Source organism: Tuberibacillus calidus DSM 17572 (assembly GCF_000430685.1).
Classification (GTDB): Bacteria; Bacillota; Bacilli; order Bacillales; family Sporolactobacillaceae; genus Tuberibacillus; species Tuberibacillus calidus.
Map to the genome: position 1 here is coordinate 1 of NZ_AUMM01000031.1, position 14,445 is coordinate 14,445.

The 14,445-nt window shown below is 44.0% G+C and carries 17 protein-coding genes and 1 rRNA gene; 17 read left to right on the forward strand and 1 reads right to left on the reverse strand.

The features are described 5' to 3' along the window. The first annotated feature begins 6 nt into the window (after nt 1–6). From rrf to rsmI, 12 genes are all read left to right on the forward strand, one after another. Nucleotides 7–122 (forward strand): 5S ribosomal RNA (gene rrf / locus H532_RS0108965). A 359-nt stretch (nt 123–481) separates the two neighbouring features. After that, nucleotides 482–709, forward strand: a complete 228-nt coding sequence (locus H532_RS19905; protein WP_081412404.1) for a sigma factor G inhibitor Gin — start codon at nt 482–484, stop codon at nt 707–709. 138 nt (nt 710–847) lie between these two features. Then, complete coding sequence (locus H532_RS0108975; RefSeq protein WP_027725206.1) at nt 848–2,278, forward strand: aminotransferase class I/II-fold pyridoxal phosphate-dependent enzyme; 1,431 nt, start codon at nt 848–850, stop codon at nt 2,276–2,278. Nucleotides 2,279–2,297: 19 nt separating this feature from the next. After that, nucleotides 2,298–2,963 (forward strand): dTMP kinase, encoded by a 666-nt coding sequence (gene tmk / locus H532_RS0108980; RefSeq protein ID WP_027725207.1) that lies wholly within the window; start codon nt 2,298–2,300, stop codon nt 2,961–2,963. A gap of 2 nt (nt 2,964–2,965) precedes the next feature. Continuing rightward, entirely contained in the window at nt 2,966–3,295 is a 330-nt protein-coding gene (locus H532_RS0108985; RefSeq protein WP_027725208.1) for a cyclic-di-AMP receptor, read from the forward strand. A 21-nt stretch (nt 3,296–3,316) separates the two neighbouring features. Next, on the forward strand, nt 3,317–3,757 hold the full coding sequence (locus H532_RS0108990) for a YaaR family protein (RefSeq protein ID WP_051263239.1): 441 nt from the start codon (nt 3,317–3,319) through the stop codon (nt 3,755–3,757). Between the two features lie 12 nt (nt 3,758–3,769). Beyond that, a complete protein-coding gene (holB, locus tag H532_RS0108995; RefSeq protein WP_027725210.1) occupies nt 3,770–4,777 on the forward strand; it encodes a DNA polymerase III subunit delta' in 1,008 nt (335 codons plus the stop codon). Continuing rightward, entirely contained in the window at nt 4,770–5,594 is an 825-nt protein-coding gene (locus tag H532_RS0109000) for a PSP1 domain-containing protein (protein ID WP_027725211.1), read from the forward strand. Before holB ends, H532_RS0109000 begins: the two co-directional genes overlap by 8 nt. A gap of 16 nt (nt 5,595–5,610) precedes the next feature. Beyond that, on the forward strand, nt 5,611–5,949 hold the full coding sequence (yabA, locus tag H532_RS0109005; protein WP_027725212.1) for a DNA replication initiation control protein YabA: 339 nt from the start codon (nt 5,611–5,613) through the stop codon (nt 5,947–5,949). Nucleotides 5,950–6,031: 82 nt separating this feature from the next. Next, the gene (locus tag H532_RS0109010) at nt 6,032–6,769 is read left to right on the forward strand and encodes a tRNA1(Val) (adenine(37)-N6)-methyltransferase (protein WP_027725213.1); all 738 of its coding nucleotides are present in this window, start codon (nt 6,032–6,034) and stop codon (nt 6,767–6,769) included. After that, the gene (locus H532_RS0109015) at nt 6,762–7,040 is read left to right on the forward strand and encodes a GIY-YIG nuclease family protein (RefSeq protein WP_027725214.1); all 279 of its coding nucleotides are present in this window, start codon (nt 6,762–6,764) and stop codon (nt 7,038–7,040) included. The genes H532_RS0109010 and H532_RS0109015 overlap by 8 nt, the downstream gene beginning before the upstream one ends. After that, a complete protein-coding gene (gene rsmI, locus H532_RS0109020; RefSeq protein WP_027725215.1) occupies nt 7,018–7,887 on the forward strand; it encodes a 16S rRNA (cytidine(1402)-2'-O)-methyltransferase in 870 nt (289 codons plus the stop codon). The genes H532_RS0109015 and rsmI overlap by 23 nt, the downstream gene beginning before the upstream one ends. A gap of 80 nt (nt 7,888–7,967) precedes the next feature. Here rsmI and H532_RS0109025 read toward each other — a convergent pair whose 3' ends face one another. Next, on the reverse strand, nt 7,968–8,252 hold the full coding sequence (locus tag H532_RS0109025; protein WP_027725216.1) for a transition state genes transcriptional regulator AbrB: 285 nt from the start codon (nt 8,250–8,252) through the stop codon (nt 7,968–7,970). Nucleotides 8,253–8,598: 346 nt separating this feature from the next. Between H532_RS0109025 and metG the strand changes: the two genes are divergently transcribed. The 5 genes from metG to rsmA all read left to right on the forward strand — a co-directional run bounded on the left by metG (nt 8,599) and on the right by rsmA (nt 14,371). After that, nucleotides 8,599–10,566, forward strand: coding sequence for a methionine--tRNA ligase (metG, locus tag H532_RS0109030; RefSeq protein WP_027725217.1), 1,968 nt, complete (start codon nt 8,599–8,601; stop codon nt 10,564–10,566). Between the two features lie 220 nt (nt 10,567–10,786). After that, nucleotides 10,787–11,557, forward strand: coding sequence for a TatD family hydrolase (locus H532_RS0109035; protein WP_027725218.1), 771 nt, complete (start codon nt 10,787–10,789; stop codon nt 11,555–11,557). Between the two features lie 78 nt (nt 11,558–11,635). Further along, complete coding sequence (locus tag H532_RS0109040; RefSeq protein WP_027725219.1) at nt 11,636–12,826, forward strand: G5 and 3D domain-containing protein; 1,191 nt, start codon at nt 11,636–11,638, stop codon at nt 12,824–12,826. Between the two features lie 119 nt (nt 12,827–12,945). Further along, the gene (gene rnmV / locus H532_RS18380) at nt 12,946–13,545 is read left to right on the forward strand and encodes a ribonuclease M5 (protein WP_051263240.1); all 600 of its coding nucleotides are present in this window, start codon (nt 12,946–12,948) and stop codon (nt 13,543–13,545) included. Further along, nucleotides 13,499–14,371, forward strand: a complete 873-nt coding sequence (gene rsmA, locus H532_RS0109050) for a 16S rRNA (adenine(1518)-N(6)/adenine(1519)-N(6))-dimethyltransferase RsmA (RefSeq protein WP_027725220.1) — start codon at nt 13,499–13,501, stop codon at nt 14,369–14,371. The genes rnmV and rsmA overlap by 47 nt, the downstream gene beginning before the upstream one ends. Nucleotides 14,372–14,445 lie beyond the last annotated feature (74 nt).

The following is a 14,445-nucleotide window of genomic DNA, read 5'->3' on the forward strand; positions in this document are numbered from 1 at the left end:
GATCTGTCCGGTGACAATGGCGAAGAGGTCACACCCGTTCCCATCCCGAACACGGAAGTTAAGCTCTTCAGCGCCGATGGTAATTGGGGGCTTCCCCCTGTGAGAGTAGGTCGTTGCCGGGCAATGGAAGAGAACAGCGAAAGCTGTTCTCTTTTTTTGTTCAAAGAGTATAAAAAATAAGTTGGCCGTATAATCCGGAATTCCGCGGGTCGCTGATCAAGTAAAAAAAAAGCCATCCTAAGGTTGAAGTCCAATGGATTGTGTACAAGGACAAAACTTACTTTATCCGTTGGTGGTCCATAATGAGCGGTCGATAAAGGATAAGATCAGGTTTTTAGCCACCAAATCTTGCCCAATAGCATATGAATAAACAAAAGCCATCGTTCTATGGCTGATGTGGGAGAGATTCGATTGCGAATTTTCTTTTACATTGAATAATTTTTGTTAAGATGGGTAATGCTGTGTGGTGGAGGTGGATGCGATGGAAACGGCCCTAAACCAATTTGACTTCGATACTTGTATTATTTGCGAAGAGAGGAAGCCAAGCGGCATTCGGATTTGCAATCAATTGATCTGTGATTCCTGTCAGAGGGAAATGGTGAAAACTGGTGTAGATCAAGATAAATATCAATTTTTCATTAAAAAGCTCGGAAAGATAAGCATAAAAATCATCCAAGATGAAGAAGTCCATGAAGGCAAATGTTCTTAAAGCATTTGGCCTTTTTTCTTTGAAAAAATGAAAATGTAACACGCGCCTCTCCAAAGAGAAATGTCTAACGGATAGCTAAGAGACATTGATTTGCGAGATATGGTAAAATAAAAGAAAAGCTTTTAAGGAAACCGAGACATGAATCAAAAGGAAACACCACTATTCGATGCTTTAATAGAGTATGGAAAAAAACAAATTTACTCCTTTCACGTCCCCGGTCATAAAGATGGCTTTACATTTCCGGAACGCGGAGAAGCGCTTTTTCATGAGATTTTGAAGATCGACGCAACGGAAGTTCATGGCCTCGATGACCTTTATGACCCCACTGATGTCATTTTAAGCGCCCAAGAATTATTAATTGATTTATATAAAACGAAAAAAAGCTATTTTCTGGTGAACGGCACAACGGTCGGCAATCTGGTTATGGTTTTATCTGCATGCCGGCCACATGATAAAGTGTTGGTTCAAAGAAACAGCCATAAGTCCATCTTTAATGCTTTAAAGATGGCGAGGGTCAATCCTGTCTTTATCGCCCCAGAGTCAGGGCGTTCTGGCATTCCTGTAGGCATTAGTAGAGAAACGGTTCGGGATGCCTTGGAACAACATCCGGACGCGAAGGCTCTAATCTTAACGTACCCCAATTACTACGGCATGGCAAAAAAAGATTATGAAGAAATTATAAGGTATGCGAAAGAAAAAGGGCTCCTCGTGTTAGTGGATGAAGCGCACGGGGCTCATTTTATAATGGGGTCACCCGTTCCGAAAAGCACTTTGTCCATGGGTGCGGATATCGTCGTGCAGTCGGCGCATAAGACATTGCCGGCGATGACGATGGGATCCTATTTACATATCCTTTCACAGCGGATTGATATTGAAAAAGTGGAAGAATACTTGGAACGCTTGCAAACATCAAGCCCTTCCTATCCCATCATGGCTTCGCTTGATTTAGCGCGTGCGCATCTTGCAAGCATCGATCGAGAAAAACTGCAATCCATTTTAAAAGATATCGATGCATTTAAGCTTGGGATAATGGAAAAAGGTTTCGATTGTGTTGAAGAAGATTTGGCTGATCAAGACCCATTTAAAGTGATTTTAAGGGCGGATGGACAGGGATTTCACCTTCAGGAAGCGTTATTTTCGGCCGGCCTTTATCCGGAGATGGCTGATCGAGATCATGTTTTACTAACACTCCCCATTGGCGGACGTTTCCCGGTAAAAGAAATCCTGCCCGTCTTTGAAAAAGTGTTCAGCCACTTTAACCCGAACCGTTTGGCCGAAGGTGTCCCTTATGATCTGCAAAGCCAGCCGATGACGACACCAGTGATCAGTTATGAAGCGTCCGAGAGGTTGGAAAAGGAATTGATTCCGCTTCAGCAAGCAGAGGGGAGAATAGCTGCGAAAATGGTTATCCCCTATCCGCCAGGCGTTCCTTTGCTCTTGGATGGGGAAAGGATAACCGATGACCATCTTGATCATATGAAAGCCCTGCTCGATGCGGGTGCCCGGTTTCATGGTTTAAACGGGGATCACTCGCTTTGGGTTTATAAAATGAACAGAACAGTTATGTGATAAAGAGGAGTGCCTTTTTGTGAACGGAATGTTTATTACTTTTGAAGGTCCTGACGGTGCTGGAAAATCCACACAAATACAAAAATTGGCTCAATATATTAATGATAAAGGGTATCCCTATATTTTAACTAGGGAGCCTGGCGGAACAAAAATCGGTGATGCCATCCGTGAAATTTTGATAAATCCGGATCATACAGAAATGGTTGATGAAACCGAGGTGTTGCTCTATGCTGCATCGCGAGCTCAACATATTCGGGAAGTGATTTTGCCCGCTCTTCATGACGGGAAGATCGTTTTATGCGACCGGTTTGTCGATGCTTCCATCGCCTATCAAGGGTACGGCCTTGGCGTATCAATGGAGGCGGTAAAGGCGATCAACCGTTTTGCCGTTGGTGAATTAGAACCGAACCGCACATATCTCATTGACATTTCCCCGGAAATTGGCCGTGAGCGCATGACGAAAAGACAAACACACAGTCAAGGGTCGGAGGATTTGGATCGCATCGAGCAGAAAAATTTGGATTACCACCAACGTGTGCGTGAAGGATTTCAACGAATTTATATCGAAAATAAACAAAGAATCTGTCTAGTGAACGGAAATCAGCCGCCTGAGGATGTTTTTAAAGCCATTTTATCCGATTTTGAATCCATGCTTGAACAACAATTTCATTTAAGGGGTGATTGAGAATGAAGTTAATTATGGCCGTTGTCCAAGATAAGGATAGCAACCGGCTATCACAAGCGCTTATCAAGGAAAACTTCCAAGCGACGAAATTAGCCAGCACAGGAGGATTTTTAAGGTCGGGAAATACGACATTTTTGATCGGGGTAGATGATGCCCGCGTTCCCCAGCTTTTGGATGTCATTAAGGAAAATTGTAAGAGCCGTAATCAAATGGTCGCACCCATCTCGCCGATGGGAGGTAGTGCCGATTCCTACATTCCCCATCCCGTAGAAGTTGAAGTCGGGGGTGCAACGGTATTTGTATTAAAGGTGGATGACTTTAAACAATTTTAAACATAAATACCGGAGGATGTTATGGCGATAAAAATTGAGCAGGATAGAGGGACAGTGCTTGAACGACGGACACCGGTGAAGCCAGTTGAAAAATCTTCTGTCCCATTTAAAAACTTTATACAAAGCGAAAAGGAAAACTATCAAGCGGAAATATTTGAGGCTCTCGTTGCCGAAATTGATGAACAGGGAAGAAGGCTTGCCAAATCTCGCACCGTGCGTGATCTGCAAATTTATAAACGGCTGATCAAAGATTTTTTACAAAAGGCGGTATCATATGGCTTGGCTCTTTCGGAATCCCATTCCTTTTACGATCCTGGGCAACCGGTGCAAATCGTCGTCAAGCAAATTGATGAGCGGCTTTTGGCACTTACAGATGATGTGTTAAAAGCCGGAACGGAGTCGATCGACATCTTGGCTGCCTTGGATGAGATCAAAGGTCTATTGATTAATTTGTACCGTTAACGGAAAGTTGTGATGGCTATGACGTGGAGTGATCTTGCAAAAAAACAGCCCGCTGCCATGCGCATTTTAATGAACGGGATTCGCAATAACCGATTGGCCCATGCCTATCTTTTTTCTGGGGGCCGAGGTGTTGGAAAGCGGGAAGCAGCGTCTCATCTTGCCCGCGCTTTTTTTTGCCGCGCACGTGATGGGATTGAGCCATGCGGTGCATGTCCCGATTGTAAGCGAATCGACTCAGGTAATCATCCGGATGTTGTCGTGATTCAGCCAGACGGCAGGTCCATAAAGAAACCGCAAATCGCCTCACTCATTAAGGCTTTTTCATATAAGGGTGTGGAAACGAGCAAGAAACTTTTTATCATCGAGCAAGCAGACCTTTTGACCTCTCAAGCGGCCAATAGTTTATTAAAATTTATCGAAGAACCACAAGGAAATACGTTATGTATCTTGATCACGGAACACAGTCAAAAGATACTTGCGACGATCCTTTCAAGATGCCAAGTTCTTCATTTTAAACCGTTATCAAAAGAGCTGCTCGTGCACCACTTGCTGGAGAACGGTGTGAGCCGTGTAATGGCAAAAACGGTGTCTGCCGTGACGAGTGATGCGGAAGAAGCAACAACCCTATCAAAGGATGAATGGTTTGCCAACAGCCGTTCCATCGTGCTACACTTTATGGAAGACCTTCTTACTCGGCCAAATCATGCTATAATAACGATGTATGAAAAATGTGCACTACATTTTAATGACAGTGACAAGATGAAGATGATGTTGAGATTGATGCTCATCTGGTTCCGCGATGTAATGGCTTTACATATCGGTCAAAATGATAACGTCGTTTATGTTGACAGGATGGAATCATTGACCGAGGCGGCGGAAAAAATGACAGCGGAACAAGCGGCTTGCGCCCTTTCCCTCCTCATGGAGGCTCAAAGGCGGCTTCAATCCAATGGAAACCCATTATCGGTTTTGGAATACGTGTCACTGAAGTTGCAAGAGGGGGCCGGCGTTTATGCTTGATGTCGTAGGTGTTCGCTTTAAAAAAGCGGGTAAAATATATTATTTTGACCCCGGCGACTGGGAATTAGAGAATCACGATGCGGTCATTGTTGAAACGACCCGGGGGATCGAATACGGTAAAGTCGTCATCGCTCGAAAAACGGTAGGAGAAGAAGATGTTGTTCAACCGTTAAAAAAAGTGTTGCGAAAAGCATCTAAAGAAGATCACCTCCAAGTTGAAAAAAATAGAAACGATGCCAAAGCAGCCTTACAAATCTGTAATGAAAAGATTGCCGAACACGGGTTAGAGATGAAACTGGTCGATGTCGAATATACTTTTGACCGCAATAAAATTATCTTTTATTTCACGGCAGAAGGTCGCGTCGATTTTCGGGAACTCGTCAAGGATTTGGCGAGCGTTTTTCGCACCCGCATTGAACTCCGGCAAATCGGCGTTCGGGATGAGGCGAAAATGCTCGGCGGCATCGGACCTTGTGGGCGTATGCTCTGTTGTTCAACCTTTTTGGGTGATTTCGAACCAGTCTCAATTAAAATGGCTAAGGATCAAAATTTATCCTTAAACCCTGCCAAAATTTCCGGTGTTTGCGGGCGGTTGATGTGCTGCCTGAAATATGAAAACGAACTGTACGAAACCGCAAAGCGCGAGTTACCGGATATCGGCGAGCCGATTACCGTGCGCTATGGCACAGGGCGAGTGGTCGGGCTTAATATCCTTGAAAAACTCGTCCAAATTGAATTGGATGAAGATGGAAAAGTCATTGAGTATACGTTAGACGAGCTGATTAACGAAGGAGCCGTATCTTCACACAGCCACTAAATAAGAGGTGGAAGCCTTGAAGAACAGAGATTTATTGGTCTTTGTCACAAAGCTGGAGGAACAAATCGGGGCCCTTTACGAACAATTGGGGGTTTTGCGGAAAGAACTCACCCAAGTCCTAGAAGAGAATCAGCATTTGACCGTAGAAAATGAAAATTTACGCCAAAGGGCCGAACAGTTCCATCATCAAAACGAAGAAAAACAGATTGAAAAAAAAGAGCTAAAAATTGGGGAAGGTTACGATAACCTCGCCCGTTTATATCAAGAAGGCTTTCATATATGCAATATACATTATGGCAGCATCCGTAAAGACGGTGATTGCCTGTTCTGTTTATCATTTTTAAATAAAAAATAAGCGGAAATTAGGGGTATCTGGCTGTCTGCCTTTATGGGTGTGGGTCGGATGCCTTTCCATTTGCATGAATTGAGGGAAGCACGTGGTCGACATCGGTCCGGAAGAAAGAATCGATTTTATCTTGGATACGGATTTAAAAATTATTCAAAGCAAGGACGTTTTTTCGTTTTCGTTAGATGCGGTCCTGCTGGCAAAGTTTGTTTATGTGCCTATCCAAAAGGGCGGGATGATGGATTTATGCACTGGTAACGGAGTGATTCCGCTGATTCTTTCTAAGCGCACCAAAGGACCCATTTACGGTATTGAAATTCAACCCCGTTTATACGATATGGCTCGAAGAAGTGTTGCTTTGAATCATCTGGAAAAGCGCATCACGCTTCATTGCGGAGACATATTGGATGCTGTGAAAACGTTTGGAGCGGGCATGTTTAACGTTGTGACTTGCAATCCCCCTTATTTTACGCGTGAACAAGCCCATATCAAAAATCCAAACCCGCATTATGCGATAGCTCGTCATGAATTGCATATGACTTTGGAAGATGCCATCCGCGTTTCCTCACAACTCGTCAGACAAAAAGGGAAAGTGGCCTTTGTGCATCGTCCCGAACGCTTAGCGGAAATACTGACTTTAATGGAAACCTATCGAATCGCCCCGAAACGCTTGCAATTTGTCCATCCCCGATCAGGAGAGCCGGCAAATATGCTGCTTATAGAAGGGGTGAAAGATGGGCGTAAAGGCTTGAAAGTCCTGAACCCCATTTTTGTTTATAACGATCATGGGGATTATACTAAGGAGCTTAAGCAACTTACATATGGATAAACCTTATATTGTTTATATTTTGGAATGTAGAGACGGGTCACTTTATACGGGAATCACGAATGATCTGGTCAGGCGGCTAAAAGCGCACCAAAACGGTACAGCAGCGAAATATACAAGAAGCCGGCGGCCGGTCAAGCTCGTATATATGGAAAGCTGCAAAACAAAAGGAGACGCATTGCGAAGGGAATATGCGATCAAAGCGATGAGGCGGAAAGAAAAACAAATGCTCATTATGAAGGGTGGGGCCGATGCAGGAACAAACAAGTTATAGCCAAGAGCTGAAGACGGGGCGGTTATATGTTGTTCCAACGCCCATCGGGAATTTGGAAGATATCACCTTACGCGCGTTAAATGTATTAAAATCCGTAGATGTCATAGCAGCGGAAGATACGCGGCAGTCTCTGAAGCTATTGTGCCATTTTGAGATTGCCAAACCCGTGATCAGCTATCACGAACATAATAAAAAAACGAGCGGGCCGAAACTCATCCAGATGATGAAAGAGGGGCAAACCATCGCCATTGTTACGGATGCTGGGATGCCCGGGATATCGGATCCAGGGGTCGACCTCATCGCTGACTGTATTAATGAAGCCATTCCAGTGATTCCCCTCCCAGGACCAAATGCAGCCATCACGGCATTGGTGGCCTCTGGTCTCAGCACAGATCATTTCTTTTTTTGGGGATTTCTACCGCGACGTGACAAAGAAAAGGTGCAAATATTGGAAGAGCTGAAAGATTATCCGCACACCCTTATTTTTTATGAGGCTCCTCACCGCTTGAAGGATACCGTTATGACAATGAAAAAGGTATTGGGAAATAGAAAGATGACATTGGCGAGGGAATTGACGAAACGATATGAAACGTTTCTTAGAGGCGATCTCGAGTCTTTGGCGGCGCACCTTCAGAAAGAGGAAGTTAGAGGGGAATGCTGCCTCATCGTTGAAGGTAGAAGCCTTGAGAAAGAAGGCGATTTATGGTGGGAGGGACTTGACCCCAAAGCGCATGTGGAATTTTACATAAAAGAAAAACAACTATCCATGAAAGATGCCATCAAGCAAGCAGCGAAAGACCGCGGCGTCCCGAAGCGGGACATTTATAATCTAATACATCAATCATAAAAATAAAGAAGGTTGGCTCATAAAATCAGGGTTACTTCCCGTTCTTTGTAGGAAGAAACCCTGTATGAGTCAACCTTATATTACTTGCTTTCAGCGAGGTATTGTTGAATTTCACGAAGGACGATTTCGGCGCCTTCTTTGCTGAGCACTAACTTGCCACCGGCCAATGAAAGATTATCATCGGAAACTTCCCCGGTAATTTGGCAAGTCATGCTTGGCTTATATTTCTTTAAAATAATTTTCTCGTCATCAACATAGATTTCCAACGCATCTTTTTCGTTGATGCCGAGTGTGCGACGCAATTCAATCGGAATCACGACGCGGCCGAGTTCATCGACCTTTCTTACAATACCAGTCGATTTCATGAGAAATCTCCTCCCCAAATCATTTTTTTGCACCGTCATTTTTCGACATTATCTCTCTTTTCTTCCATCGTACCAGCGTTTCCCAATGCCGTCAATTATTTTTTTTTGAGTTTTGTCCAATTTGAAGGAAAATTCAAACGAATTATCTAAGTCCTTCAACATTGACGCCATCAGCAAACATTTGTCATTAAATCCCTTTCATTCTATAATAACAAAAAAAGAAAAAATATAAATGGTTTTTCCAAAAAGTAAATAAATTGTAATAATTGGTATGTCAACCGCATTCTTGACACGATGATTTATGATAATTATAGTTAAGTATTAAACATTACAAGGAGGACAAACGATGCCGGAGGAATCGAAGACCTTTTATTTAACAACACCCATTTATTATCCAAGCGATCGTTTACATATTGGCCATGCTTATACGACAGTGGCCGGTGATGCAATGGCGAGATATAAGCGGCTGCGCGGTTACGATGTGATGTATTTGACTGGCACCGATGAGCACGGTCAAAAAATTGAACGGAAGGCAGCCGAAGCAGGTGTTACGCCGAAAGAATATGTCGATGGCATCGTCAGCGGCATTAAAACCCTCTGGGACAAGCTCGATATCAGCTATGATGATTTTATTCGCACGACGGAAGAACGTCATACCAAGGCTGTTCAAAAAATATTTAAACGTTTAGTGGATCAAGGCGATATCTATCTCGGTGAATACGAAGGTTGGTATTGCACGCCCTGTGAATCGTTCTTTACCGAGCATCAATTAGTGGATGGCAAATGTCCGGACTGCGGGCGTCCTGTGGAAAAGGTTAAAGAGGAATCGTATTTCTTTAGAATGAGCAAATACGTGGACCGCTTGCTCGCTTATTATGAAGAAAATCCGGACTTCATCCAACCGGAATCACGTAAAAATGAAATGATCAACAATTTTATTAAACCGGGCCTAGAAGATTTAGCGGTATCCCGAACCGCCTTTGAATGGGGGATCAAAGTTCCGGATGATCCGAAACACGTGGTCTATGTTTGGATTGACGCCTTAACCAACTATATTACGGCACTCGGTTACGGCTCGGATGACGAATCAAAGTTTTATAAATATTGGCCGGCCGATATTCACTTAGTGGGAAAAGAAATTGTCCGTTTCCATACCATCTATTGGCCGATTATGTTAATGGCGCTCGACTTACCGCTTCCAAAAAAGGTGTTCGGTCACGGCTGGCTTTTAATGAAGGACGGAAAAATGTCCAAATCTAAAGGTAATGTTGTTGACCCTGAACCGATTATCGACCGCTACGGTCTGGACGCCTTGCGCTATTACCTTTTGCGCGAAGTGCCATTTGGTGCCGACGGGGTGTTTACGCCGGAAGGCTTTATCGATCGATTAAATTATGATTTAGCGAATGATCTCGGTAATCTATTGAATCGAACCGTAGCCATGGTCGAAAAGTATTTTGATGGCATCGTTCCCGCGTATAAAGGACAAGTGACGGCTTATGATCAAGATTTGGAAAGCGTCGCATTGGAAACGGTGCAAAAGGTTGAAGCCGAAATGGAAAATCTCCAGTTTTCCGTTGCGTTGACCGATATATGGCAGTTAATTCGGCGAACCAATAAATATATTGATGAGACCATGCCTTGGGTTTTGGCAAAGGATGAAACCAAAAAAGAAGAACTGGCCTCAGTCATGGTCCACCTTGTTGAAGCGCTTCGGATGACAGGTGTTTTACTCCGTCCGTTCCTGACGTCCACACCGGGAGAAATCTTTAGGCAATTAGGCATCAATGAAGAAAACGCGGTAACGTGGGAGGCGCTAGCCACTTTTGGCATAAGCTCTGGAGATTGGAAAGTGCAAAAGGGAAAACCAATTTTCCCGCGCTTGGATGCGAAAGAAGAAATGGACTATATTTTAAGCCAAATGAGAGGAACCACTCCGAAACAAGAAGAACAAAGTACCAAAGCAACTACCATCGAAAAACCGGACGTCGAGGAAATTACGATTGATGATTTTGCCAAGGTTGAGTTACGGGTGGCGGAAGTGCTTCAGGCAGAAAAAGTGAAAAAAGCGGATCGGCTTTTGAAACTTAAGCTAGACCTAGGTTTTGAGACGCGCCAAGTCGTTTCGGGTATTGCAAAGTATTATACTCCAGAAGAGTTAGTCGGTCAGAAAGTCATTGTTGTAGCCAATTTGAAGCCGGTCACCCTTCGCGGGGAACGCTCCGAAGGCATGATTTTAGCCGGTGAAGAAAATGGGGTATTAAAGGTTGCCACCATTGACCCGCAAATTCCTAACGGTACCAAAATTAAATAACCATCCAAAGAGGGATAGGCCTTTCGCCTATCTCTTTTTTTACACCTTAAAACCAAAAGGGGGTTTTCTATCTATAAATCGAAAATTATGGCGATTCGGTCAATCTGTTACATAATTTTAATCTTCCTGACATATCCCTGTTGTATGTTTAACATTTTTACGTGGTAAACTTTACAAAGTAATTTTTAAATTTCTAAGCCAAGGGATAGGACTGAGGGACATGCTTTTTGATACGCATACCCATATCAATAGCGAGGCGTTTAATGAGGATCGCGAAGAAGTGATTCAACGAGCAAGAGACGCCGGTGTGACGCGTATGTTGGTCGTCGGCTTTGACCGCCCAACGATCACGAAGGCATTAGAAATCATCGATCAGCATGATGATATTTATGCGAGTGTCGGTTGGCACCCTGTCGATGCAGTGGATATGACCGACGACGATTTGGCGTGGATTGAGTCATTGACACATCATCCCAAGGTGGTGGCCTTAGGTGAAATGGGTTTGGATTATCATTGGGATAAATCACCGAAGACAATCCAAAAAGACGTTTTCCGAAAGCAAATTGCTTTAGCGAAACGTTTAAGACTGCCAATTATTATACATAATCGGGAGGCAACCGATGATGTGGTACAGATTCTAAAAGAGGAACATGCCGAAGACGTTGGAGGCATTATGCATTGCTTCAGTGCCGATTGGGAAACGGCCAAACAATGCCTGGATATGAATTTTTATATTTCGTTTGGCGGACCCGTGACCTTTAAAAATGCGCAGCTTGCCAAAGAGGTGGCCCAAAAAGTTCCTCTTGAGCGTTTGTTAATTGAAACGGATTGCCCGTATTTAAGTCCACATCCGTTTAGAGGCAAGCGAAATGAACCGGCAAGGGTAAAGCTCGTTGCGGAAGCTTTGGCTGAGCTTAAACAAATGTCCTATGAAGCTTTGGCAGAAGTGACCATGACTAATGCAAAGACACTCTTTGGTATAGAAAAATAATAAGAGTCAGAAAATAGATTATAAGTTCATTAGATTATGGGAATAATGGGGGAAACCGAAGATTCAAGGAGGGGTTGGATGATACCCAAAATAAAACAGCTCCTGAAACACCCGAAAAACAAAGTTTATGTGGCCGTTGGCATTGCTGTGATGGTCGCCATCACTTCATTGTTCGGGTATACGGCCTATGCTTATGATAAGAAAACTATCAAACTTGTAAAAAACGGTATCGAAAGAACCGTAGTGACAACGAGTGATACAGTCGCTGAGTTATTGGATGAACAAGGCATTAAGGTGGACAAGCACCATGACGAAATTAAACCGGGTTTAAAAACGGAATTGGACAAAAACATGACAGTCGTTTGGGATAAGGCTTACCATGTGACCATTGAGGCAAACGATCATGCAGAACCGGTTTGGACGACGGAAGCCACAGTTGGTGATCTGTTGGACAAGCAAGGTATTAAGGTCGGTTCGCATGATGTTGTCGAACCCGGTTTAGATCAAAAAATTGACCGGAATATGACGATCAAAGTTGAACGCGGCATTCAAGTCACTTTATCTAATGGCGGAGAGGTAAAGACCGTCTGGACAACACCGATGACCGTTGCGGAATTTTTAAAGGCTGAACATCTTTCGGTCGATGCTGATGACAAGTTGGAGCCCAAGGACCTATCGACGCGTTTAACGTACGGCGATAAAGTCAATGTCATTCGCGTGGAGATAAAGAAGGAACAAAAACTCGAACCCTTGGATTTTAAAGTTGTCAAAAGGTATGACGATACTATGCCGAAGGGAACGAGCAAAGTCATCCAAGCTGGACGCCAAGGAAAGGTAGAAAAGACGTACGAAGTCACTTTTGAAAACGGAAAAGAAGTCAAACGGCGTGTGATCCAAACGGATGTCCAACAAGAGCCGACAGATAAAATTATCGCCGTTGGCACAAAAAACGTCCAACAATTGTCCTATCATAGGTCCGGAAAAGTCCTTTACATGAAGAGCACGGCTTATACGGCTAACTGCGGCGGTTGCCGTGGAATTACATCAACAGGTTTCAATCTCAAATCGCATCCTGATGCAAAGATTATAGCGGTTGACCCGAAAGTCATACCGCTTGGGACAAGAGTCTATGTGGAAGGGTACGGTAACGCCATTGCTGCCGATACAGGTGGCAGCATTCACGGAAACCGGATTGATATCTTTTTCCCGACGCAGTCCCAGGCGGTTAGATGGGGACTGCGTACGGTCAAAGTAACGATATTGGATTGAAGTGCAGAGGGGAGGTCAGCTGCACTTCTTTTTTTATTACACTTTTAAGACGATTTGTTTTACAATAATGTTTCATGGTGACGCAAATTATTTATAAATTTTTTTTTGGAGGGTCTTGGGTGAAGGTAAAAGAAGTGATCGTCGTTGAAGGAAAATGCGATACGGCAGCTATAAAGCGGGCGATTGATGCCGACACTATAGAAACAAATGGATCGGAAATCAGCCGAACAACGCTCGAGGCGATTCGCTTGGCACAAGAAACCAGAGGGGTCATTGTTTTTACAGATCCTGATGTGCCGGGTGAACGCATTCGCAAAATTGTCAATCAATACGTTCCGGGTTGTAAGCAGGCGTTTATTTCAAGAGTCGAGGGTTTTGGCGGCAAAAACCAAAGTTTAGGCATTGAACACGCCTCACCGGATGTCATTCGAAAGGCTTTGGAAAAGGTTTTTACAGTGTATGAACAGCCCGTTGAAACCATCCCGCAGGAAAAACTCATCAAGGCTGGACTCCTTTTTGGGAAACAGGCCAAAAAACGCCGGGAGCGTCTTGGTGAAAAATTGCGGATCGGCTATACGAACGGTAAACAATTATACAAACGACTAAATATGTTTCAAATTACACCGGAAGCATTTGATGACGCGTTGCGTGTCGTGTTGGAGGAGGAAAAGCATGGAGAGCATATCAACGCCCAAAAACACCAGGGAGATTCTCAATAAATATGGTTTTCAATTTAAAAAGAGCTTGGGACAAAATTTTCTTATTGACGATAATATCTTAAAAAAGATTGTGGCGGAAGCGGGGATTGACGAGCGGACGGGCGTGATCGAAGTGGGCCCGGGGGCAGGCGCCTTGACGCAATATTTAGCGCAAAAAGCTAAAAACGTTGTCGCTTTTGAAATCGACCGGCGCTTGGAACCCGTTTTAAATGAGACGCTCAAGCCCTATCACAATGTCGAAGTCATTTTTCAAGACGTCATGGAAGCGGACATTCAAACGGTCATTCAAACGCATTTTAAAGCGGCGGAGCGCGTAATGGTCGTCGCCAACCTTCCCTATTATGTGACGACCCCCATTCTGTTTAAATTCTTGGAAGCCGCACCACTATTGGAAGCCATGGTTGTTATGGTGCAAAAGGAAGTCGCAGAACGACTGGAAGCGAAACCAGGGAATAAAAATTACGGCTCGTTATCCGTCGCGATCCAGTATCAAGCGGATGTGGACATTCTCACTGTTGTGCCGCAGTCGGTCTTTATCCCCAGGCCGAACGTGGATTCATGCGTGGTTAAAATTCAATTTTTAAAAGAGAAAAGGGTTCACGTTGATAATGAGGCCTTTTTCTTTAAAGTTGTCCGTGCGGCTTTTGCCCAGAGAAGGAAAACATTACTGAATAATCTCCTTCATAATTTATTTGATCGGTCACTGAAGGACGAGGTCCTGTCCGCCCTCGCCGAAACAGGGATAGATCCCGGGCGCAGAGGGGAAACGTTAACCATCGAGGAATTTGCCGCCTTAAGTAAGGCGTTGTTAAAGCTGTCCCAATAAAAGCTGTCATCATGATGATGGTTCGTGCATAAACTGTCATAAAGGCTGCTGTTTACGGCCCTTTTTAGGAAGCC